The organism is Algoriphagus aurantiacus (genome assembly GCF_035156405.1).
GTDB classification, from domain to species: domain Bacteria; phylum Bacteroidota; class Bacteroidia; order Cytophagales; family Cyclobacteriaceae; genus Algoriphagus; species Algoriphagus aurantiacus.
Map to the genome: position 1 here is coordinate 154,925 of NZ_JAXRUT010000006.1, position 23,421 is coordinate 178,345.

General features: G+C 42.2%; 13 protein-coding genes. All 13 read left to right on the plus strand.

Features of this window, described 5'->3' with window-relative positions; all coding sequences use genetic code 11:
• Nucleotides 1-60 precede the first annotated feature (60 nt).
• The 13 genes from SYJ56_RS08485 (at nucleotide 61) to SYJ56_RS08545 (ending at nucleotide 23,414) form a co-directional block, all read left to right on the plus strand.
• Nucleotides 61-717 carry an RNA polymerase sigma factor gene (locus SYJ56_RS08485; protein WP_323833418.1) on the plus strand — a complete coding sequence of 219 codons (657 nt, stop codon included), beginning with the start codon at nucleotides 61-63 and terminating at the stop codon, nucleotides 715-717.
• 1 nt (nucleotide 718) lies between these two features.
• On the plus strand, nucleotides 719-1,786 hold the full coding sequence (locus tag SYJ56_RS08490) for a FecR family protein (RefSeq protein WP_323833420.1): 1,068 nt from the start codon (nucleotides 719-721) through the stop codon (nucleotides 1,784-1,786).
• A 146-nt stretch (nucleotides 1,787-1,932) separates the two neighbouring features.
• Nucleotides 1,933-5,364, plus strand: coding sequence for a SusC/RagA family TonB-linked outer membrane protein (locus SYJ56_RS08495; RefSeq protein ID WP_323833422.1), 3,432 nt, complete (start codon nucleotides 1,933-1,935; stop codon nucleotides 5,362-5,364).
• A 12-nt stretch (nucleotides 5,365-5,376) separates the two neighbouring features.
• On the plus strand, nucleotides 5,377-7,272 hold the full coding sequence (locus SYJ56_RS08500; protein WP_323833424.1) for a RagB/SusD family nutrient uptake outer membrane protein: 1,896 nt from the start codon (nucleotides 5,377-5,379) through the stop codon (nucleotides 7,270-7,272).
• A 42-nt stretch (nucleotides 7,273-7,314) separates the two neighbouring features.
• Entirely contained in the window at nucleotides 7,315-10,359 is a 3,045-nt protein-coding gene (locus SYJ56_RS08505) for a SusC/RagA family TonB-linked outer membrane protein (protein WP_323833426.1), read from the plus strand.
• A gap of 22 nt (nucleotides 10,360-10,381) precedes the next feature.
• On the plus strand, nucleotides 10,382-12,139 hold the full coding sequence (locus SYJ56_RS08510) for a RagB/SusD family nutrient uptake outer membrane protein (protein ID WP_323833428.1): 1,758 nt from the start codon (nucleotides 10,382-10,384) through the stop codon (nucleotides 12,137-12,139).
• A 55-nt stretch (nucleotides 12,140-12,194) separates the two neighbouring features.
• The gene (locus SYJ56_RS08515; RefSeq protein WP_323833430.1) at nucleotides 12,195-13,229 is read left to right on the plus strand and encodes a DUF5627 domain-containing protein; all 1,035 of its coding nucleotides are present in this window, start codon (nucleotides 12,195-12,197) and stop codon (nucleotides 13,227-13,229) included.
• A gap of 105 nt (nucleotides 13,230-13,334) precedes the next feature.
• Nucleotides 13,335-15,473, plus strand: coding sequence for an endo-1,4-beta-xylanase (locus SYJ56_RS08520; RefSeq protein WP_323833432.1), 2,139 nt, complete (start codon nucleotides 13,335-13,337; stop codon nucleotides 15,471-15,473).
• A gap of 123 nt (nucleotides 15,474-15,596) precedes the next feature.
• Nucleotides 15,597-16,712 carry an alpha/beta hydrolase-fold protein gene (locus SYJ56_RS08525; RefSeq protein ID WP_323833434.1) on the plus strand — a complete coding sequence of 372 codons (1,116 nt, stop codon included), beginning with the start codon at nucleotides 15,597-15,599 and terminating at the stop codon, nucleotides 16,710-16,712.
• A gap of 138 nt (nucleotides 16,713-16,850) precedes the next feature.
• A complete protein-coding gene (locus SYJ56_RS08530; protein ID WP_323833436.1) occupies nucleotides 16,851-19,367 on the plus strand; it encodes a glycoside hydrolase family 95 protein in 2,517 nt (838 codons plus the stop codon).
• Nucleotides 19,368-19,373: 6 nt separating this feature from the next.
• Entirely contained in the window at nucleotides 19,374-20,333 is a 960-nt protein-coding gene (locus SYJ56_RS08535; protein ID WP_323833438.1) for a ThuA domain-containing protein, read from the plus strand.
• A 270-nt stretch (nucleotides 20,334-20,603) separates the two neighbouring features.
• Entirely contained in the window at nucleotides 20,604-21,446 is an 843-nt protein-coding gene (locus SYJ56_RS08540; RefSeq protein WP_323833440.1) for a sialate O-acetylesterase, read from the plus strand.
• Nucleotides 21,447-21,497: 51 nt separating this feature from the next.
• Nucleotides 21,498-23,414, plus strand: coding sequence for an alpha/beta hydrolase-fold protein (locus SYJ56_RS08545; RefSeq protein WP_323833442.1), 1,917 nt, complete (start codon nucleotides 21,498-21,500; stop codon nucleotides 23,412-23,414).
• The last annotated feature ends 7 nt before the right edge of the window (nucleotides 23,415-23,421 follow it).

Below are 23,421 nucleotides of genomic sequence, written 5' to 3' on the forward strand. Positions count from 1 at the left end.
TTGTTTAGGTGCCCAGTCGCCTCTTTATAGGTGAAGAGTGGAGACATCTTCCTGTTCAAAATGAAAAAAACCCAGAATACCCAAAATAATCGAATTGATACCCAGGAATCATCGGCGATGCTTTATATGCAGCATAGTCAGGTTATGATTGTGTATACGGAGAAATCTGACATAGAAGTATGGGCATCGTTCAAGAAGGGTGATGAAGCTGCATTTAATTACATCTACAGAAAACATGTAGCAGATCTGTACAATTATGGGATGCAAGTCTGCCAGAGTGATGAATTAGTACGGGATTGTTTGCAAAAGATGTTTGTCAATCTTCGCAAAAGCCAAAGCCGTTTGGGCGATGTTCAACGCATTAAAGGGTATCTATTCACGGTGTTCCAACGAGATCTTTTTAAACTAATCAAGAAAGAGAAAAAGGTTAAGGATAATACTATTTCTCTCGAAGGGGATCAAGAATATTTTGTCATTGAAAAGTCTCACGAATCGAAATTGATTGCGGAAGAGTTTGATGCCGAAATGAAATCAGAAATAACTAAGGCATTAAACAAATTACCCCCCAAGCAGCGGCAGGCAATAATCATGCTTTATCAGGAGGAACTGTCCTATAAGGAAATAGCAGAAATAATGAACTTCAGTCAGGTTAAAACAGCGAGGACATTGGTTTATCGAGGACTGGAAAAGCTAAAGGAGATATTTGAAGTCGAATGAAATGAACAGAAAAAAGCTCCTTTCCGGAATACAGACTAATAAAATGAGATATAGAGATTTTGATATTATTGATTTTTTAAATGATGAGTTTTTCATCCAATGGGTAAAAAACCCGGGAGAGGAGACTAATCATTTTTGGATGAAATGGATTGAAAATAATCCTGACAGAAAGCACATTGTACAGAAGGCTAGAGAGATAATTATACTTGTTGATTACCAGACCAAGTATGAATTATCTGATCAGGCTTACATGGATTTATATGAAAACATTGTAGAAAAAAGTAACAGGGAGGGATCGGATAGAAATTTTTTTCACTGGGGAGTTTGGCACAAAGTAGCTGCAATTCTGTTTTTGGCTTTTTCGACAGCTTATAGTATTAATTATTTCATTGGTTTAGACAATAAGGAAGTTCAAACCCAACAAGTTACCAAATGGCTCAGCGTCTACAATCCTGCGGGTCAGAAATACAGGTTTAAGTTGGATGACGGGACCATTGTCCATCTTAATTCAGAGAGTAGTGTAGAGTATCCGGAAACATTTGATTCCTCCCGTAGAGTCATCCGAATGAAGGGGGAAGCATTTTTTAACGTGGCTAAGGATAAGGATAGGCCATTTATTATTGAAACTGAAGATAATCAAGTCAAGGTGATTGGCACATCATTTAATCTAAAGAATAGAGAAAAGTTTGAGCTAGCACTTGAAGAAGGCAAGGTGGAAGTAGAAGGAGAAACCGGAGAGGTCATTTCCCTGCTTCCCAATGAAATGCTAATCAAAACAAAAGACGGTGATGTTTCCATGACCACCTTTGACCCGATGGAGGTTTTTGGATGGAAAGAACAATACTTGATATTCAAGGATGACAGCTTCGAAGAGGTGGTTGATAAAATAGAGGCTTGGTTTGGTGTCCAGATAATTTCAAAAATCACCGTAGAATCTGATTGGTCTTACTCTGGTAAATATCATGATAAACCCTTAAGTCAAGTACTGGACGGAATAAGCATTTCCTCGGAATTTGACTACAAAATTGAAAGTAAAACAGTAACAATTCTAAACCCTCAAACCAAATAACCATGAAAAAATTCTACCAAAATTCTAGCTAAGTGTGAAATAGGCAGAAAAGCTAATGCTTTCCTGCCTACAGCCTTTGGTCCAACTGTCAATTTTATCAAAGGCTAAAATTCCAAGTTATCACACTTAAAATTTTACATAAAAGTATGGAAAAATCAATACTTAGGAAAATCATTATGCTTTCCAAATATTTTGTTTGTGCATTTATCTTTCAGCTGTTTTGTACGGTCGTATTATTGGCAAATACGAGCAATGCACAACTTAAGACATTGAATGATGTCTCTGTTACGGTAAACTGCAAAGGAGGCACCCTCAGCAAATTAATAGACGAATTAGAGAATCAAAGCGGTTTTCAATTCACTTATAATAAAGCTAAAGTTGCTATAGATGAACTTACAGTGGATATCTCGCTAACAGACGCTGCATTATCAGCTGTTCTGCTAGAGATTTCAAGTCAAACTAATCTGAAATTCGTCCAACTGGATGACAACATCCACATCACGCGAGCTCCGAAAAAAGAAAAACCTGCAGAAGTGAAACCTCAGCAAATAGTTGAGATAACCGGTCAGGTGCTTGATCCTACAGGCCTTGCCTTGCCTGGAGTTACAGTACGGATCAAGGGTACGAACATAGGAACCACCACAAATCTGGATGGAGAATATAAGCTGGAGGTAAAAGAAGGCGATGTACTGCTGTTTAGCTTTATAGGGTTTATAGAAGAGGAAATCACAGTAAGCAACCAGTCGGTCATTAATGTGACCTTAGAAGAAAATCTGCAGTCCCTTGACGAAGTTATCGTGGTGGGATACGCTGAGCAAAAGAAGGAAACCATCGTAGGAGCTGTAGCCCAGACATCCGGAGAAGTATTAAAACGTACGGGAGGTATTTCTAATGTGGGGTCAGCATTGACAGGAAATCTTCCTGGTGTGATTACTACCGCAAGTACGGGAGTACCGGGTGGAGAGAATCCCCAAATCGTTATCAGAGGCCAAAACAGCTGGAATGGAAACTCACCACTCATCCTGGTGGATGGGGTAGAACGACCTGAATTTTTTAATACCATGGATATTGGATCCGTCGAGACCATCTCTGTTTTGAAAGATGCCTCTGCCACTGCAGTATTTGGATCTAGAGGTGCAAATGGGGTGATCATTGTCACCACCAAAAGAGGTAGGGTAGGAAAAGCCCAAATCACTGCAAATGTCAGCTCTACGATGAAAGTGGTTTCTAAATTACCGGGTAAGTTTGACGCGTTTGATGCAATTGGTGTCAGAAACCGTGCAATAGAGAATGAGCTATCGGCAAATGAAGCAGGATGGTCAGATTACATTCCATATTCTATCCGGGAAAAATACCGAAATCCAGCAGACTTGGCTGAAGCTGAACGCTATCCGAATATAGATTGGCAGGAAACCTTGTTTAAGGATTATGCCATGGCTTATAACGCCAATATAGGGATAAGAGGTGGGACAAAATTCACCAAATATTTTGCCAGTATAGATTTTCAAAATGAGGGTGACCTCTTTAGGAATTTTGACAATAATAGAGGGTATGAACCGGGCTATAATTATAACCGTTTGAATTTTCGGAGCAACTTGGATTTTCAATTAACCCCAAGCACGCAGCTACAGGTAAATCTTGGTGGTTCCTATGGTACCCGCAAGACCCCTTGGGGTGGTGGAAATTCCAGTAGCTTTTGGAGTGCTGCCTACGCCAATCCACCCGATGCATTTATGCCAGTTTATTCTGATGGGGCATGGGGAGTATATACGCCCGATGATGTTGCTGCAGAAAACTCCGTTAGGATACTTGCAGTCAGTGGCTTGCAATACCTGACTACTACCCAACTCTCTACCAATTTTGTCTTAAATCAAGATTTGGGAATGATCCTGAAAGGGCTGAATTTCAGAGGTACCTTGGCAGTTGATAATTCCTTTACAGAGGAAAATCGGGGTGTAAATGATCTCTACAATACGCCGTTTCAAAAGTGGGTAGATCCGGAAACAGGAATGCACCTCTATGATGATATTGTAGATTCTAATAGCCGTTTCGACTTCAGAGAAGCAGTTACTTGGGGTACTGCAGGAGGTACTGTGCAAGGTGCACAGAGACGCTTGTATTATCAATTTCAGTTAAACTATTCAGGAACGATTGCCGATGATCATAACTATTCCTTGATGGGATTGATGAGCCGGCAGCAAGATGCGACTGGAAGTATGATTCCATCTTATAGGGAAGACTGGGTTTTTCGTGCTAATTATGATTATAAAAATAAGTACCTGTTGGATTACAGTGGAGCATACAACGGCTCTGAGAAGTTTTCTCCGGAGTATCGTTTTGCATTCTTTTCTTCCGGAGGTCTAGGTTGGGTGATTTCCGAGGAAGGATTTATGAAGTCTCTTTCAGGTATTGATTTCTTGAAGATAAGAGCGAGTTACGGTGAAGTCGGTGATGATAATATCGGGGGTAGATTTCTGTTTATGGACCAGTGGGCATATGGAGAGAGTTCCCAGCTTGGGATTGTGGGAGTAGATGGAGAATATAGTCCATATACATGGTACAGGCAGTCTTCGGTGGGTAATCCCGGAGTTCACTGGGAAACCGTTTACAAGACAAATGTTGGTGTCGAGTTTGATATATTGAACGGACTTATCAATGGGAATTTTGAATATTTCAAGGATGACCGAAAGGATATCCTGATGTCAGGAGACCGTTCTATACCAAGTTATTATGGGACTACTGCTCCTGCTGCCAACCTTGGTAGAGTGATTACAAATGGGTTCGAATTTACAGTGGGACTCAATCATACGTTTGAAAACAGAATCCGAGTTTGGGCTGACTTTTCCATGACTCATGCTGAAAATGTAGTAAAGGAAAGAGATGATCCGGAATTGCAGGTTGCCTATCAGAAAGATCAGGGCTACCAGTTGGGTCAGTATAGAACCCATATCAGTAATGGGTACTACAGTTCATGGGATGAAGTGTACGCCAGTACACCCCATAATTCTAATGACCAGTTTAAACTTCCCGGCGGCTTACAAATACTTGATTTTAATGGAGATGGCGTAATCGACTCTTTTGATGGAGCACCGTATGGTTTTTCAAGTGTACCGGAAAATACCTTCAGTACCAACATCGGGGTGGATTGGAAAGGCCTTAGTTTATACGTTCAGTTTTACGGTGTAAACAATGTGACCCGTGATGTTCCGCTGAGCAGTCTAAATAATCGGTTGAATAGAGTATACGAGGAAGGTAGTTATTGGTCAGAAGACAACATGGATCCTGATGCGCCTATGCCTAGGTGGGGAGCATTGCTGCCAGGCTACAGTAATGGACAGCGCTATCTCTATGACGGCTCGTACTTACGCTTGAAAAATGCGGAAATCGCTTACCTCTTCAATTCAGATTGGGTGAGAACGATTGGTGTGGAGACCTTCCGGGTCTATGTCAATGGCAACAACCTGCTTTTGTGGACTGATATGCCAGATGATCGGGAGTCTAACTTCTCTTCTGCTGGCTTTGCAGGCGCTTACCCTACTGTGAGAAGAATCAACCTTGGTCTTAATGTTACCTTCTAAACAGAAATCCAAATGAAAACCTATATAAAAAATATATACAGGGGAAGCGTATTAGTTACGCTATTTATGCTTGTCGGTTCCTGTGCCGACTACCTTGAGCGCTCTCCTGATTCAATTATTTCGGAAGAAACTGCTTTTCAGAATTTCACAAACTTTCAGGGATTTACCGAAGAATTATACCATTGCGTACCCAATTTCACACTTGCCTATTGGGTGAGTGCATGGAATTTTGGTGATGATGAAATAGAATCCACAGCGGGCACATTTACGGTTTCCTACAATTTTGACCGGGGAAATTTCTGGGCATGGCAGAGTGAACTTGGCGGAGGAGTAGGCTGGTTTGACAAAGGAAATGCTTCTACGACTAACGGACACCATCGGAAAGCCTTATGGCCATTAGCCTGGTTTGGGATAAGAAAAGCCAATCTCGGTTTGGAGAATCTGTATAGAATGACCGATGCTACCGATGAGGAAAGAAGGTTGATAGAGGGACAATTGCTGTTTTTCAGAGGCTGGTTCCACTTTCAACTGATCCAATACTTTGGTGGATTACCTTATATAGATACCGTATTACCCAGCGATGAAAAGCTACGCCTTCCACGCCTGTCCTATAGAGAAAGTGCAGATAGAATAGCAGAGGACTTACGAAGAGCAGCTGACCTTTTACCCCTTAATTGGGACAATACTACCATAGGGAAAAATACCATAGGAAAGAATACCATGCGTATTAACAAAATTATGGCTTTGGGTTACCTGGGAAAAAATCTTCTTTGGGCTGGCAGTCCATTGATGAACTTTACAGATACGGGAAGCAGGTCTTATGATGCCGGGTATAGTAAGCGAGCTGCCGATGTTTTCGGTGAATTACTTCAGTTGGTAGAAAGTGGGCAGACAATATATTCCTTGATGCCCTTTGCACAGAAATCAAACATGTTCTATACCACTGGCCAAAACTGGGCTATGCCGGGAGGAACAGAAGCCATATTCAGAGCTCCGACCACAGGTGCAAATGGTAGTAACTACCAGATTTCAAAGCAATTTATGCCTTTGCTGATCAGTCAGGGGGATGCGACGATGTTCATGCCTACAGCAAATTATGTGCACGACAATTACGGCATGGCCAACGGGCTTCCTCTTCCAGCAGACATTACTAAGGCAGATCCTGCATCAGGATATGATCCAAATTACCCATGGAAAGATCGTGATCCTAGATTCTATAGTGACATCAGCTATGATGGAATAAAAATTATCCAAGGTTCCATCCCTGACCAAAGTCAGGAAGTGAACAGGCATGCAAACTTATTCTCTGGAGGGAGCTATAGAAACTTAAGTAACGGAAGTCGTACAGGCTACATGAGTAGGAAATTTGTCCCTCTACAAGCCAATAAATACGACAATGCGTATGATTGGGGGACTTCCTTGCATATAAATGTTCCCTATATGAGACTGGCAGACATATACCTAATGTATGCAGAAGCTACACTGATGGGATACAATTCTCCCAATACTCCCAGTGCTACTTTTGGCAAAACCGCGGCACAGGCAGTGGATGAAATCAGGGATAGAGCAGGCATGGCTCCAGTGCATTCTAATTTTCTGGGTTCGGTGGAGGATTTTCTTCCTGAACTGAGAAGAGAACGTGCTGTTGAACTCGCTTTTGAAAGGCATCGATTTACTGATCTTCGGAGATGGTTACTTCTGATAGAGGAACCATATACCATAAAAAGTTCAGTAGAATTCGACCGGGTTGGTGACTTTAACTCAGATGATCCCAAAGAAAACCGGGTAGCAAATATCAGAGAAGAGGTGATTTTACAACGCCCATTCACGGAAAAACACTATTGGCTTCCTTTGAAGGTTTCTGATGTGTCATTGTATCCGGAGATGACCCAAAATCCAGGCTGGTAAGCGTTGCGATTGAATACTTTTCATCATCTAACTGAAAAATCAATGAAATATATAAATATAGTCATGGTATGGTGTGTCCTGGCGCTGGTGTCTCCACTACAGCTTAGGGCACAGAATACCCTTAAAATAGAAATCAATCCGGTGATCAAGACCAGTACCGGTAGGCCCGTGCAAGGTGCAATTGTCACTAGTGAGGAGGATGATTACTCAGCGGTCTCAGACAGTCTTGGTGTAGTGAATTTGGTAGTTACATCCAATACCTATCTATCCGTAGCTGCTCCGGGATATGAAACCCTGCTGATTATGTCTTCCCCTAACTTGGAGGACATCACATTGTATACCAACCTAACAGGACAGAATGTGAAAGTTGCCTTTCAAAATAAGGATAAAGGAGACCTGATGGGAGGAATATCTTATATAAACATGCCGGAGGTTTTAGCTAATAATTACATCACATATCCATTGGATGGATTGGAAGGTTATGTAGGTGGGTTTAATGGGAATCTTTGGGGTAACAGTAGATTATTAATATTGGTAGATGGTGTTCCCCGGGACATTGGAAGTGTTCATCCTACCGAAATAGCTCAAGTTACCTTTTTAAAAGGAGTTAGTGCAGTGGCGCTATATGGCAGCAAAGCTGCCAAAGGGGTAATCATGGTTACCACTAAAAGAGGAGTAGCCAATACGCAGAATGTCATCTTACGTACCAACGTCGGTGTCCACACTCCACGAAGCTATCCTGAGTATCTGGGTTCAGGAGAATATATGTCACTTTACAATGAAGCCAGGGCTAATGATGGGCTTTCTCCTCTCTATTCGGAGAATGATATTTATAATCATTCTTCAGGAAATAATATCTACAGATATCCAAATGTAGATTTTTACAGCCCAGAATACCTACAAGAGTCCTATATCAGGAATGACGGTAACCTGGAAATTTCCGGCGGTAATGAGACGGCTAGGTACTATACCAATGTTGGTTTTATGACTGAAGGGACTGTTTTAGACTTTGGTCAAGCTACCGAAAATAAAAATGAACGATTTAATGTCAGAGGTAATATTGACTTGAATCTCAATGATTTTATTACTGCCAAAGTAGATGCTTCAGCAATCTTCAATAACAGTAACGGAGTCAATGCCAACTATAGCATCGGCGATGATAATATTGACTTTTGGGAAGGCTCTACAATCTTAAGACCTAACAGATTCACTCCGCTTATTCCAATAGACTTTATTGAACAAAGCGATGAAGCATCTATGGGATTTGTAGAGACAAGTGACCATCTGATTGAAGGTAAATACCTGCTTGGTGGTACACAGCTAGATCAGACCAATCCTATGGCTGATATTTATGCAGGTGGCTCTAATAAATTCACAAGCAGACAGTTTCAGTTTAATGCAGGTGTGGATGCTAATTTGAGAAATGTCACCGAAGGGCTGTCATTTAGTTCTTTGTTTGGATTGAATTACTCGACTTCATACCTCCTTTCTTTCGATAATGAATATGCGGTTTACCAACCATCGTGGACCAATTATAACGGAATCGATCAAATAGAAAGTATGACAAAATTTGGACAGGATGCGAGCTCAAGAACTCAAAATATCAATGATAATAATTTTGTTCAAACCGTATCATTTTCTGCGCAGCTAAATTACAAACGCTTATTCCAAGACAAGCACCAGGTTTCTGCAATGCTGATTGCGAACGGTTATCAGATAGCTGAATCCTCTATTTACCATAAAACAAGCAATGCGAATCTTGGGGTGTATTTAGGCTACAATTACCTTCAGAAATACTATGCTGAATTCAGTGGGGCATTGGTGCATTCGGCCAAACTTGCCGAGGGAATGCGTAGGGCATTTTCACCGACTATGACCCTGGGATGGAGAATTGGAGAAGAAGATTTTCTTTCTTCCTCTTCTGTAGTGAATGACCTGAGGCTATCTGTTTCGGCAGGCATTCTCAATACCGATCTGGACATCGATGGATTCTACTTATATGAAGCAATTTATACAGACGAAGGTTCGTGGTATGAATGGAAGGATGGTCTTAACAACACTGGCACTGACGTAAGAAGGGGAGAAAACCTCAACCTCACCTTTCCCAAAAGGGAGGAGATCAGCTTGGAATTAGATGCATCACTCTTCAATAATTCAGTCACCTTGAATAGTTCTGTGTTCACCAGTAAAATGACGGGCTTATTCGTGCAAAACAGTATTCTTTATCCGAGCTATTTTGTTACAGGTTGGCCTATTTCCTCTTGGATTCCTTACGTGAATTATAATAATGACAAGAGGAGTGGGGTAGACTTCAGACTTAACCTTAACAAGAGGGTAGGTGAGGTGAACTGGACACTCGGCGTATCAGGATTGTATTATACTACAGAAGCATCCCGAAGATCTGAAAATTTTGAGAACAGCTATCAGAACAGAGAAGGCATGCCGCTGGATGCCATGTGGGGGCTGGAAAATCTCGGTTTCTTCACCGGTATTGACGATATAGAAAATTCACCTACCCAGGCTTTTGGTGAGGTGAGACCGGGAGATATCAAATACAAAGACCAGAACAATGACGGAGTAGTCAATGCCCAAGATGAAGTGTATTTGGGAAGAGGGGGTTGGTCAGGGGCTCCTTTGACCATGGGATTCAATCTCTCCGCATCTGTAAATAATTTCACTTTGTTTGCCTTGGCTACGCTGAGAACAGGCGCCTATGCCATGAGATCGAATGATTACTTCTGGGTAAATGCCGATGACAAATACTCCGCGGTGGTTCGAGACAGATGGACGGAGGAAACTCAGAATACAGCTACATTCCCTCGTTTGACCACGCTTAATGGCGCAAATAACTTTAGGAGTTCTGATTTTTGGCTTTACAGTACCAACAGATTGGATTTGTCAAAAGTCCAGCTGTCATACTCATTTCCCAGAACCATACTTGGTAATGGATTTATCAAAGAATTGGGGACTTACATCAGTGGTTCAAACCTGCTGACTGTAGGACCCAACAATGATATTTTACAAATGAATATTGGCGGTGCACCTCAAACCCGATTCTATAATTTCGGTATCCAGGCAAAGTTTTAACATGACCCAAAAATTGAATAAGATGAAAAATAAACTATGGTTTCTGATTGGCCTGATTCTAATGATGGCCGGTTGCCAGGATTTGATAGATCCTGCCATTGAAAATATACAAGGGAGGGATGATATGTTGGAAAGACCTCGATTAGCACAAGGCCTTCTGATCAATGCCTACCTGAGAATTCCTACCAATGGATGGAGTTTTAGTGAAATGGCCACTGACGATGCGGTAAGCAATGACCCAAATCATGCCTTCTTGACAATGGCGACAGGCCAGTGGGCATCCAATAACAATCCCGTAAATCAGTGGACTGGAGCACAGTCAGCCATTCAATACCTGAATGTGATGCTAGAGGATGTAGATAGTGTGGACTTTGCCGTGGATCCTATAGTCAACGAAATGTTTGTAGATAGACTTAAGGGTGAATCCTATGGACTTCGGGCTTTGTTTATGTATTATTTGCTACAGGCTCATGGAGGAATGGCGGATGGACAATTGTTGGGTTTACCGATTTTAACGGAATCACAGGATGTGGAATCTGAGTTCAACATTCCCAGAAACTCCTTTGAGGAGTGCATGACCCAATTGTATGCCGATGCAGAGCAAGCTTTGTCCTTACTTCCCCTGGATATGGGGAATATTACTGACCCTTCTTTGATTCCATCTAAATATGGAGATGCTGAAACCGGTCAATACAATCGTGTTTTTGGTGATGATGCCTTTCAGCTGGTTTCAGGAAGAATTGTCAGAGCTGTGATGGCTCAGGCGGCCTTGTTGGCTGCCAGTCCTGCATTCAATCCAAGTGGTGATCTGGAGAAGTGGAAAACTGCCGCAGAACACTCCGCTTCAATTTTGAATACTATCGGGGGAGTAAGCGGTTTGGCTCCCAATGGTGTCACGTGGTTTAGCAACGCTTCTGAGCTTAATGCTATTGGAGGTGGTATAAATCCTGCTGAAATTCTATGGCGCACCTCTATTGGCCAAAGTAATAACTTGGAAGCGGATAACTTTCCTCCTACACTTTTTGGCGATGGTTTGATTAATCCAACCCAAAATTTCGTGGATGCATTTCCTATGGCAAATGGGTACCCTATCGCTGAGGCAGGGAGTGAGTACAATCCACAGTCTCCATACAGTCAACGGGATCCTAGACTGGAGCAATTTGTGGTACTTAACGGAAGTACTGCCGGACCTAGCAATTCTACCATTATCACAGCAGTGGACGGAATTTCAAACGATGCTTTGAATAAGGTAGAGACTTCTACACGAACCGGGTATTATCTGCGAAAGCTACTTCGTCAGGATGTCAACTTAAACCCCAACTCTACCAATTCACAGGTTCATGTAAAGCCAAGAATCAGATATACCGAAATATTCTTAATCTATGCAGAGGCTGCCAATGAAGCTTACGGTCCCATGGGTACCGGCACAGCTGGTTTTTCAGCATACGATGTAGTTAAGGCGATTCGGCAGCGGGCAGGAATCGGTTTGGATAATGGCGATGCGTATTTGGAGTCCATCAAAGGTAATCAAGACGCAATGCGTCAACTAATCCGCAACGAGAGGAGATTGGAATTGAGTTTTGAAGGGTTTAGGTTTTGGGACTTAAGAAGATGGGATGCTGATTTAACAGAAACAGCCCAAGGAATTACTATCGAAAATGATACTCACGAAGTAATGGATGTGGAAAACAGGGTGTATAGTGATTACATGATATATGGCCCCGTTCCCTATAGTGAAACACTGAAGTTTTCAGAACTTAAGCAAAACTCCGGATGGTAATTTCCCTAATGAATTCTACCTACGGGATCCCAATTGACCCTAAACTCACTGACCTATGAAAAATTCTGTTTATATAATTCTACTCCTTTGTTTGGTTTTCTCCTCCTGTCAAAATGAGGATTGGGAATTTCCTGATTTTGATTACCAAACCGTCTACTTTGCCTACCAATATCCGGTCAGGACTATCACGTTGGGAGATGATATCTTTGATACTACTAATGACAACGAAGGTAAATTTCAGATTTTGGCAACCACCGGTGGTGTGTATTCCTCACCGAAGGACGTCTATGTAACTGTCGCTGTGGAAGAAAGCCTTACTCAGGGTTTGCTGTTCAATCAAGATGGAGATCCGGTGGAGGCACTGCCTTCTGAATACTATCAATTAGCAGAACAGACTATTGTAATTCCGAAAGGTGAAGTAGTTGGCGGAATAGATATCCAATTGAACAGTGGATTTTTTAACGATCCTAAAGCTATCAAAAACAGTTATGTCTTACCGTTGCGGATCACTGAAATAGCTAATGCCGACTCTGTCTTATCAGGAGAAGGCTTGGTGCCAAATCCCTTAAGAAACAATCCTGCGGACTGGACGGTGCAACCCAAAGACTTTGTGCTGTATGCGCTTAAATATGTTAATCCTTGGCATGGAAATTACCTACGTCGTGGGCAGGATATCATTGAGGGAAGCACAGGGAATTCCGGTTTGGATGAGACAGTAAACAGACACGAAGAATTTGTGGAGGATGATGAGGTCAACTCTTTGATCACCAGTGAGCTTAATGAAGTGGAGTTTCCGCTGGCTTTTCCAGGTCAGGATGGAGAAAATATCTCAGCGGATTTGAAACTGACTTTTGATGAAAGTGGTAATTGTACTGTTTCTGCCTTAGGCACTGGCTATTCAGCAAGCGGGACAGGCCAATTTGTTTCCAAAGGAGAAAAAAACAGCTGGGGGAATAAGGATAGGGATGTACTGTATTTATCCTATGAAATCAATTTGCCTGAAATGCAGATAACCAGCATGGATACACTGGTAATTCGAGACAGAGGTGTTGGTTTTGAAACGTTTACTCCAGTGTATAGTGATAATTAATTAGACCAAGATTTTATGAAATCGAGCAGGACTAAAAATTCACACACTGGGATGATTATAAAGTATGCGAGATTCCATATGACCATTAAAAACAATTATAAACAGATGAAATTTATATATATTAAATGTCTGTCAATACTGGCAATTTCCATAGGAGCCAGCTCCTGTGTGAATCATATGGCAACTGATGAATTTCAGGTGGAAAAGCCTATGCCTATTGCTGAACAGGAAGTGCTTAATTCCTATGGCGTGCTTAAAAGTTATATCGATACCCTGGCTTACCCGGATTTCAAACTAGGGGGCGCAGTGGACATGGCCGAATATTCCGGTAAAGGCGTAATGTACCGATTGATCAACAGTAATTTTGATGAAATCACCGCTGGATATGGTATGAAGCACGGGGCCGTGGTTCAGGCAAATGGGAATTTTGATTTTAGCAATGTGAATTCCACCTTGGAAGCCGCCTCAACTGCAGGGACCTCTGTTTTTGGACATACGTTAGTATGGCATGCCAATCAAAATGCAACGTATTTAAATAGCCTTTTGGAGCCTCTGGTAGTAAATTCACCTCCATTTGCCAATGAATTAGATCTTTCAGCCCCTATGTCTGGCGAAATGGAAGAGTGGGAAAAGACAGGAAACGTCACGATTGAATCTGGTCAGGGAATGGGTGCGGGAACTTCTGCTTTCGTATTAACTGCCGGTTCTGGTACTGATCCTGAAAGTTTACAGCTAACAACTCCTGAAATCCCAGTAATACAGGGAAAGGAATATGAAGTAGTCGTATATATTAAATCTGATGTTGTGGGTACGGGAGGTATTACCTTTGAAGGACTTTCCAACAATGCCCCGGAAATCGACTGGATGAATACAGGTTCTGATAGTTCAGCTTTCGAAACAAGTATCTCCTGGCAGGAGATCCGTTTCGTTGTGAGTGATTTTGAAGGAAGTAGTTTTAAAATGAATTTTAATCTGGGCTACGTTCCTGATGCATCCTACAGCATAGATATCAATAACCTGTATGTGTATGATCCAGATGGAGAGCCGGCAATAACTAACCTTGTTTCTGCAGGAGACTTTGAAACTGGCACTGGCTGGGGAGGCTGGGGAAATGGTTCCTCTCGGGGAGTAACAGATGAAGGAATGGGATTTGGTGGATCTGGTAAATCATTTTTTGTAACCAATCCTTCTGTGACGGGTGGATTCTGGGAGGTACAGACCTCTTATGAACTTGCTGAACCCTTGAAAAATGGTGAGGAGTATAAGCTGAGTTTCTGGGTAAAAGGGGATGCCGAAGGGATCATTAGACCAGAACTACAGAGCCCAAATTATTCTTCCAATGGCTTCGGCCAGGTTGGTGTAACCAAGGAATGGAAGCAGGTTGAATTGACTGTAATGGCAACCGCTGATGATCGCATACGCTTTGTAGTTTCATATGGTGAATATGCAGGTACAGTTTACCTTGATAATGTTGTGCTCAGCAGTGCATCACTATCCGGTGGAAGTACTACGTTAGTTCAAAAGACCGAGGAAGAAAAGAATTCCATAATATCCGAAGAGTTTGAACGATGGATTTCTGGGATGCTTGCTAATTCTAAAGACCATATCACAGCCTGGGACGTGGTCAATGAGCCAATGGACGATAACAATCCTTCGGAATTAAAAACCGGTGTTGGCAATCCCAATCTTCCAACAGATCACTTTTTTTGGCAGGATTACCTAGGTAAGGACTATGCTGTAAAAGCATTTGAACTTGCTGCACAGCATGGAAATCCTGACGATAAGTTATTCATCAACGATTATAACCTAGAATACAGTCTGGCTAAGTGTCAGGGATTGATTGATTATGTGAGCTACCTTGAAACCAAGGGAGTTACCGTGGATGGTATAGGTACTCAGATGCATATCAGTATTGATTCGGATAAAGAAAAAATAGTGGAAATGTTCAAGATGCTCGCAGCAACAGGAAAGCTAATAAAAGTATCTGAATTGGATGTACGAGTTAATTCCACTAATCCAACTCCCGAAGCGCTTGATCTTCAGCGGGAAATGTACCAATTTGTTGTAGAGAAATACCTGGAACTTGTTCCAGCCACTCAACGCTATGGAATCACAGTTTGGGGAGTGAGAGACAGTGATGAAAATTCTAACTGGCTACCAGGAGACAAGCAAGGCCTGTGGGACCTCAATTTAAACCGAAAGCCAGCATATGTTGGATTTGCGGAAGGACTGGAAGGAATGTAAATGATTATAAGTGCTAGTTAGCTGCCAAAAGTGGCATACTAGCTAGCACTATTGTTAGCAAGCCTTCTAAAATTACGAATCGATTACCAATTCCTATTCTCAATAACCCTTAACCTATCAATTATGAAAAAGTACTCTTTAGTCTTGGGGCTCCTTATTATTTTTAGTTGTACACTCTGCATCGCACAGGAATCAGAAATAAAGGAGGATTTTAAACGCTCAGTCAAAAACCAACCCGGAAAGGATTATCCCCAAGTAAATTCGCAGGGATATGCAAGATTTAAAGTTGAAGCACCCCTCGCAGAAAGTGTAAATGTGAGTCTCGGTCTTGGAGGAAGAGGAGGGACAGACCTTGTTAAGGGTGAAGACGGAATTTGGTGGGGAACTACTGAAGGCCCCATGGATGAAGGTTTTCATTACTATCATTTGACAATTGATGGTGGAGTTTTTAATGATCCTGGCGCTTTGAATTATTATGGTTCTACCCGTTGGGAAAGCGGTATTGAAATTCCTGCACACGACCAGGATTTTTATGCGCTTAAGAATGTGCCTCATGGAAATGTACAGCAGGTATTGTTTCCTTCACCAAGTACGAGTACTTCCAGAAGGGCATTTGTATATACTCCTCCAGGATATGAAAAAGATCCATCCAAGCGCTACCCCGTCTTATATCTACAACATGGATGGGGGGAAGATGAAACGGCTTGGAGTAATCAGGGCCATGCCAATCTGATCATGGATAATCTGATAAGTGAAGGAAAAATAACACCTTTCATTATAGTTATGACTTACGGGATGACCAACGAAGTAAAATTTGGAGGATTGAGGGACTTTAAAGTAGATGCCTTCCAAACGGTACTTGTGGATGAATTAATTCCGCACGTGGATTCAACTTTTAGAACGCTGGCCAATCAGGAAAATAGGGCAATGGGCGGACTTTCGATGGGAGGTATGGAAACTCACTCCATCACATTGAATAAGCCAGATGTTTTTTCCGGCTATGCACTGCTAAGCGGTGGAGTCTATTCACCAGAAGAACTGAAGGATTCTTCAAAGCCGGCTTTAATTTTTCTCAGCGCAGGTAGTAAAGAGAATCCTGACCGGGTAAGAAATGCAGCCTCGGCATTAAAAGAGGCAGGATATAATGCGGTTTCTTATGTTTCTGAAGGTACTGCCCATGAATTCCAGACATGGAGACGTAGCTTATATGAACTAGCCCCACTTCTGTTTTCGAAGTAATTATCTTGTTGATTGTGAATGATTTTCAAAGCTTAATTATGAGCCAGCGATAGAAGCAAATTGGAATTACCATTAAACGTTAATTCCATTTTTCAACTTTTTTTTTCTTTAACTTAAGAAAACCATTAATAGATTTCAATGAAGAAGCTTTTTACAATTCTATTTGTATCCATAGTAAGTATAGGATACGCACAACATGATCAGCTAAAGCTGTGGTACAAGCAATCAGCAGGTGAAGTGTGGACGGATGCCTTGCCCATAGGAAATGGAAGACTTGGCGCTATGATCTATGGAAACGTAGAACAGGAAATCATTAAACTAAATGAGCATACTGTCTGGTCAGGAGGTCCAAACCGAAATGACAATCCTGATGCACTTGATGCCTTGCCAGAAATCCGAAAACTTATTTTCGAAGGCAAGCAGAAGGAAGCTGAGCTACTCGCTGCCAAAACCATCCAAAGCAAAAAATCCCACGGACAGAAGTTTCAGCCTGTAGGCAATCTGATCATTGACTTTCCTGGCCATACTAATTTTACCGATTACCGGAGGGAGCTTGATATTGAGCAGGCAATTTCTAAAGTGAGCTATGTTGTTGATGGAGTCACATACACCAGAGAAGCAATTGCTTCCCTTGCAGATGAGGTGATTGCTGTTCGACTCACAGCCAATGAACCGGGTAAAATTTCGTTTACTTCCTACTTAACTACCCCACAGCCCAATGCTAAAGCGGGTAGTAATGCCGCTAAAGATCTTGTGCTCTCAGGCACTACTACCGACCACGAAGGGGTACAGGGTCAGGTAAAGTTCACCGCCTTATCAAGAATCAAAACCAAAGGAGGGGAGCTCACAGCTAATGACAGTTCACATGTCGTGACCGGTGCTGATGAAGCAACAATTTACATATCCATTGGCACTAATTTCAATAATTATAAAGACCTGGGTGGAGATGATGTTAGCCGTGCAGAAGGTTTTCTGGAGAAAGGATCTGTACGTTCATTTCCTGATTTATTAAAGACACATGTAGAGGCTTATCAAAACTATTTCAATCGGGTCAGCTTGGATTTGGGAGATTCAGAAGCTTCCCAATTTCCGACTGATGTTCGGTTAAAGAATTTCAGAACCACCAATGATCCCCAATTGGTCACGCTTTACTATCAATATGGACGGTATTTGTTGATATCCTCTTCTCAGGCAGGAGGGCAGCCTGCCAATCTACAAGGGATTTGGAACAGTGAAATGTCTCCTCCATGGGACAGCAAGTATACGATCAACATCAATGCGCAGATGAATTATTGGCCTGCAGAAAAAACGAATCTGGCAGAACTGCATGAACCATTTCTCAAAATGGTCAGCGAAATGGCAGAAGCAGGAGAAGAAACAGCCAAAGTAATGTATGGAGCCCGTGGCTGGATGGCTCACCACAATACGGATATTTGGAGAATTACCGGACCTGTGGATGCAATTTTCTGGGGAATATGGAGTGGAGGAGGAGCTTGGACCAGCCAACACCTCTGGGAACACTTTCTATATTCTGGTGACTTGGAGTATTTGAAGTCAATTTACACTGTATTAAAGGGAGCAGCCACCTTTTATGTAGATTTTCTGGTCGAGCATCCGGATAAAAAGTGGTTGGTGGTGAATCCAGGTACTTCACCGGAAAATGCGCCCAAAGCACATGGAGGATCTTCCTTGGATGCCGGCACTACCATGGACAACCAGCTAGTTTTCGATGCATTTAGCACCGTAATCCAAGCTGCAAAATTGTTGGACATACAAGATGCTTTTACTGATACATTACGCGTGATGCGTGACCGCCTGCCACCGATGCACATTGGTAAACACGGGCAGCTTCAGGAGTGGCTGGAAGATATTGATGATCCGAATGATCACCATCGCCATATTTCACATTTGTATGGATTATTCCCCTCCAATCAAATTTCCCCATACAGGACTCCTAAGTTAGCAGTTACATCGGAAAAAACCTTGATCCAACGAGGTGATGTCTCTACAGGATGGAGTATGGGCTGGAAGGTCAATTGGTGGGCAAGGATGTTAGACGGAAACCATGCATATAAACTGATTCAGAATCAGCTTTCACCTGTGGGTTCAAATCAGGGAGGTGGGGGATCTTACAATAACCTGTTTGATGCACATCCGCCATTCCAGATTGACGGGAATTTTGGATGCACTTCCGGCATCACCGAAATGCTGGTGCAGAGTGCCAATGGAGAAATTCATCTCCTGCCTGCTTTACCAGATGTTTGGTCTACAGGAAGTATTACTGGCATCCGTGCAAGAGGAGGATTTGAGGTAGTAGAGCTAGTATGGAAGGATGGAGAAATAGAGAAATTGGTGGTTAAATCTACTATTGGTGGAAATCTTAGACTTCGTTTACCTAATGCAATGCAATTAGCTAATGGAGAATCGATTGAAAGTGCTGGAGGAGAGAACTCAAACCCTTTCTATTTTATTCCCGAAACTCCTGAGCCTATTATTTCTAATGAGGCAACAATAGAGCTTCCTGAGCTGAGAGAATCGGTCTCCTATGATTTGTCAACTTCTGCGGGGCAGCTTATTACACTTCTAATATCAAAATTGAGGTGTCAATTTTCTATGAAACAGGGTGGGATTTTATCCTTAGTAAAACCAAGATGAGCAACTATGAATAACTTCAGAGCATTAGGTTTCAGGTTAATAATGGCTTTGTTGGTTTATGGCATAGTCTCCTTTCCTGCCTTAGGCTCTAAGTTAATGACACAGCAAAAATCGGTCTCCAAGGCGCTTATCGTCGATGGTTTTAGTAACCACGATTGGAAACAAACTTCTGCTGTCATAAAATGGATTTTGGAAGGCAGCGGAAAATTTGATGTGGAAGTGACTACTATCCCTTTGGACAGTGCTAGTTGGAAGATATGGAATCCTGATTTTGCAGCTTATGATGTAGTTATTCAAAATACCAATAATATTCATAATCTAGCTTTGAGCTGGCCAACACAAGCTCAGAAGAATCTGGAGAAATATGTAAAAAACGGAGGGGGGCTATATATTCTGCACTCGGCAAACAATGCATTTCCCCAGTGGCGCGAGTATGACAAAATGATTGGACTGGGATGGAGAGCTGTCGACATGGGCATAGCTATAGAAGTAGATTCTATGATGAATTTAGTGAGATATGAGCGAGGAGTAGGGAAAGGAACAAGTCATGGGGATCGATTCGATGCACTCATTCAGGTCATGACCAGTCATCCGATTAATAAGGGCTATCCTAAGTCCTGGAAGACGGTAAATACGGAAGTGTACAGCTTTCCAAGAGGCAATGCTGAAAATATAACGGTACTATCAAGTGCCTATGACAGCACAGATACCAAAAGAATTTGGCCGGTAGAATGGATTGTCTCATATGGCAACGGGAAAGTTTACAATTCAAGTATGGGGCACCTATGGCATGGGGAAACCTATCCCGAGTCGTATCGATGTGTCGGTTTCCAGACCACCGTGATAAGAGCGGCTGAATGGTTGGCAACCGGACAAGTGACTTATCCTATGCCGGCCAGTTTTCCTGATGGAAAAAATGCCAGTTTAAGACCAGCCGGGGAATTTGCTACAGTTGACGAAGACTAAGCCAGTAAAGCTATTGTTAGCTATTGCGATCTGGTCAAGAAAAACGTTACTTAAGCATCTTTAATCATTACTATTCACTAAACCCATTACCTATTTAATCATTATGTATATCCGCTTTTCTGACAGTAAAGTAATAAAAGCAATAAAGGATAAGGTAAACCCTAGTATTGAGGTTACTTCGGTCACCCGTCATCGGTCTTCCTGCCAGCAAGCCAAAGAAAATGAGGCAACTGGCATCTCTGCGGATAATCATATTTACCATTAATTCCTATGAAAAAAAGTAGATCATTCCCTTACATTGTCTGTTTGGTATTTTGCCTTGTATCTATGAAAGGTTTTTGCCAAGATCCCAACCTTTACGTTTTTCTGAGTTTCGGTCAATCGAATATGGAAGGAAGTGCCCGCTTTGAAGCGCAGGACACGGTGGCCAATAACCGATTTATGCTTATGCAGGCAGTTGACTGTCCAGATCTGGAAAGAGAAAAAGGCAATTGGTATCCAGCAGTTCCCCCGCTCAGCCGATGCAATACCGGACTGACTCCAGGAGATTATTTTGGCAAGACGCTGGCGCAAAGTCTTCCTGACAGCATCAAGATCGGTATCATCAATGTGTCTGTTGGAGGTTGTAAAATTGAACTTTTCCAAAAGGACAGTTATGAATCTTATGTAGAAACTGCACCGGATTGGATGAAAGGAATGATTGCCCAGTATGACGGTAACCCTTATGGTAGGCTGGTGGAACTTGCAAAACAGGCACAGCAAGATGGGGTGATTAAAGGTGTTTTGCTTCATCAGGGTGAGTCAAATACTGGCGATGCAACTTGGCCAAATAAGGTTGCCAGGGTTTACGATAATCTACTTAGCGACCTTGGGCTTGAACCAAATTCAGTCCCTTTATTGGCTGGAGAATTGGTGAGTGCTGAAGAAGGAGGTAAATGTGCAAGTATGAACCCTATTATCGCAAAGCTGCCAGATGTGATTCCAAATTCCTACGTGATTTCCTCCAAAGATTGCGAAGCTGTAGCTGATGGACTTCATTTTTCAGCCGCAGGATACCGATTATTGGGATCCAGATACGGCGAAAAGATGAGTGAACTTCTGTTGTATGAATAATTTCATGGAGTATCCCAATACTTTTCCCAGAACAATAACCTATAAAACTATATGAAACACTCAAAATACCTAGTACTCCTATTGTTGCTTTTTGGTAGCCATATCCAGGCCCAGCAACTGGAAAAAGAAGCTCCGGCGGGCTTTGATCAGCCCAGAGGTGGCATAGAACACGGGAAGATTGATTCCATTACTTATACCTCAAAGACGGTGGGTACTGAACGTAAAGCCTTGATTTATACACCTCCGGGATATTCCAAAGGCAATAAGTATCCGGTTCTTTACCTACTCCACGGGATAGGTGGTGATGAGAAAGAATGGCTTAATGGTGGCCATCCTGAAGTGATATTAGACAATTTGTATGCAGATGGAAAGTTGGAGCCAATGATCGTTGTGATGCCAAATGGACGAGCCATGAAGGACGACCGAGCGGGGGGTAATATTATGGCCCCGGATAAAGTACAAGCTTTTGCGACTTTCGAGCAGGATCTATTGAATGATTTGATTCCTTTTATCGAAAAAGAATATCCAGTGCTTACTGATCGGGAACATCGAGCGATTGCTGGACTTTCAATGGGCGGAGGACAATCATTGAATTTCGGCTTGGGCAATCTAGATAAATTTGCTTGGGTTGGTGGGTTTTCATCTGCACCGAATACCAAAGCTCCAGAGGAATTGGTTCCTGATCCGGAAAAGGCAAAAGAGCTGCTGAAAGTGCTTTGGATCTCTTGCGGAGATGCGGATGGATTGCTGCGCTTTAGTACTCAAACGCATGAATATCTAGTAGAAAATGATGTGCCCCATATCTATTATCTAGAAACCGGCGGACATGATTTTAAGGTATGGAAAAACGGGTTATACATGTTCTCCCAACTCCTGTTCAAACCTGTAGATCAATCCAAATTCAACCAATATAGTAAACTAGGAACACCAGCTGAGACAAATATTAGATCGGCAAGCTATCCTCAGATATTCCCTGATCACAGGGTGGCATTTAAAATAAATGCTCCTGAGGCTAACAAGTTGCAGCTGGATCTGGGAAAGAAATACGATATGGTGAAAAATGAGGAAGGAATCTGGGAAGTTACCACGGATTCCCTTAGTGAGGGATTTCATTATTACTCATTGATCATTGATGGGTTGGCTGTAGCCGATCCGGCAAGTGAAACTTTTTATGGAATGGGCAGGATGGCTAGCGGAATTGAAATCCCATTCAAAGGAGATGGCTATTATGAGCTCAAAGATGTTCCACATGGTGAGGTTAGGAGAGTACGTTACTTTTCCAATGTGCTGAGAACCTGGAGACAGTTTTTCATTTACACACCTCCTGGGTACGATTCGAATACTGTGGAGGAATATCCAGCCCTATATATTTATCATGGTGGTGGAGAAGACGAGACAGGTTGGGCAAGGCAAGGTAAAACTGACCTGATTTTGGATAATCTGATTGCTGAAGGAAAAGCCAATCCTATGCTTGTGGTGATGCCAGATGGGAATATGCCAGCAAGCGCTTTTACAGATAATGGATTAAAACAATTTGAAAGAGAACTCAGAGAAAGTCTTATCCCTTACATTGAAGAAAACTACCGGGCTAAATCCGACTCCCAAAGCAGGGCATTGGCAGGACTTTCCATGGGAGGAATCCAGACCTTGTATGCAGGCGTGAATAATACTGATCTATTCGCTTATCTCGGAGTATTCAGTTCTGGTTGGATAGCCTCAAGACAGACTGAAATAGTAGATGCCCAATATGCCTTTATGAAAGACAATTCAGATAAAATCAATTCAGAGCTTGCTATGTTTTGGATTGCAATGGGAGGAAAAGAAGATATTGCATACGAAAACTGTCAAATAATGATGCGAAAATTCGATGAGATAAATATCGACTATACCTATTCCGAATATCCGGGAGGACATACCTGGCCTGTATGGAGAAGTAATTTATACAACTTTTCCCAAACATTGTTTTAGATTGTTG

What these genes read in the sequence shown, in the direction of transcription:
- SYJ56_RS08485 (WP_323833418.1), top strand. Translation starts at nt 61, where the DNA reads ATGAAAAAAACCCAGAATACCCAAAATAATCGAATTGATACCCAGGAA.
- SYJ56_RS08490 (WP_323833420.1), top strand. Translation starts at nt 719, where the DNA reads ATGAACAGAAAAAAGCTCCTTTCCGGAATACAGACTAATAAAATGAGA.
- SYJ56_RS08495 (WP_323833422.1), top strand. Translation starts at nt 1,933, where the DNA reads ATGGAAAAATCAATACTTAGGAAAATCATTATGCTTTCCAAATATTTT.
- SYJ56_RS08500 (WP_323833424.1), top strand. Translation starts at nt 5,377, where the DNA reads ATGAAAACCTATATAAAAAATATATACAGGGGAAGCGTATTAGTTACG.
- SYJ56_RS08505 (WP_323833426.1), top strand. Translation starts at nt 7,315, where the DNA reads ATGAAATATATAAATATAGTCATGGTATGGTGTGTCCTGGCGCTGGTG.
- SYJ56_RS08510 (WP_323833428.1), top strand. Translation starts at nt 10,382, where the DNA reads ATGAAAAATAAACTATGGTTTCTGATTGGCCTGATTCTAATGATGGCC.
- SYJ56_RS08515 (WP_323833430.1), top strand. Translation starts at nt 12,195, where the DNA reads ATGAAAAATTCTGTTTATATAATTCTACTCCTTTGTTTGGTTTTCTCC.
- SYJ56_RS08520 (WP_323833432.1), top strand. Translation starts at nt 13,335, where the DNA reads ATGAAATTTATATATATTAAATGTCTGTCAATACTGGCAATTTCCATA.
- SYJ56_RS08525 (WP_323833434.1), top strand. Translation starts at nt 15,597, where the DNA reads ATGAAAAAGTACTCTTTAGTCTTGGGGCTCCTTATTATTTTTAGTTGT.
- SYJ56_RS08530 (WP_323833436.1), top strand. Translation starts at nt 16,851, where the DNA reads ATGAAGAAGCTTTTTACAATTCTATTTGTATCCATAGTAAGTATAGGA.
- SYJ56_RS08535 (WP_323833438.1), top strand. Translation starts at nt 19,374, where the DNA reads ATGAATAACTTCAGAGCATTAGGTTTCAGGTTAATAATGGCTTTGTTG.
- SYJ56_RS08540 (WP_323833440.1), top strand. Translation starts at nt 20,604, where the DNA reads ATGAAAAAAAGTAGATCATTCCCTTACATTGTCTGTTTGGTATTTTGC.
- SYJ56_RS08545 (WP_323833442.1), top strand. Translation starts at nt 21,498, where the DNA reads ATGAAACACTCAAAATACCTAGTACTCCTATTGTTGCTTTTTGGTAGC.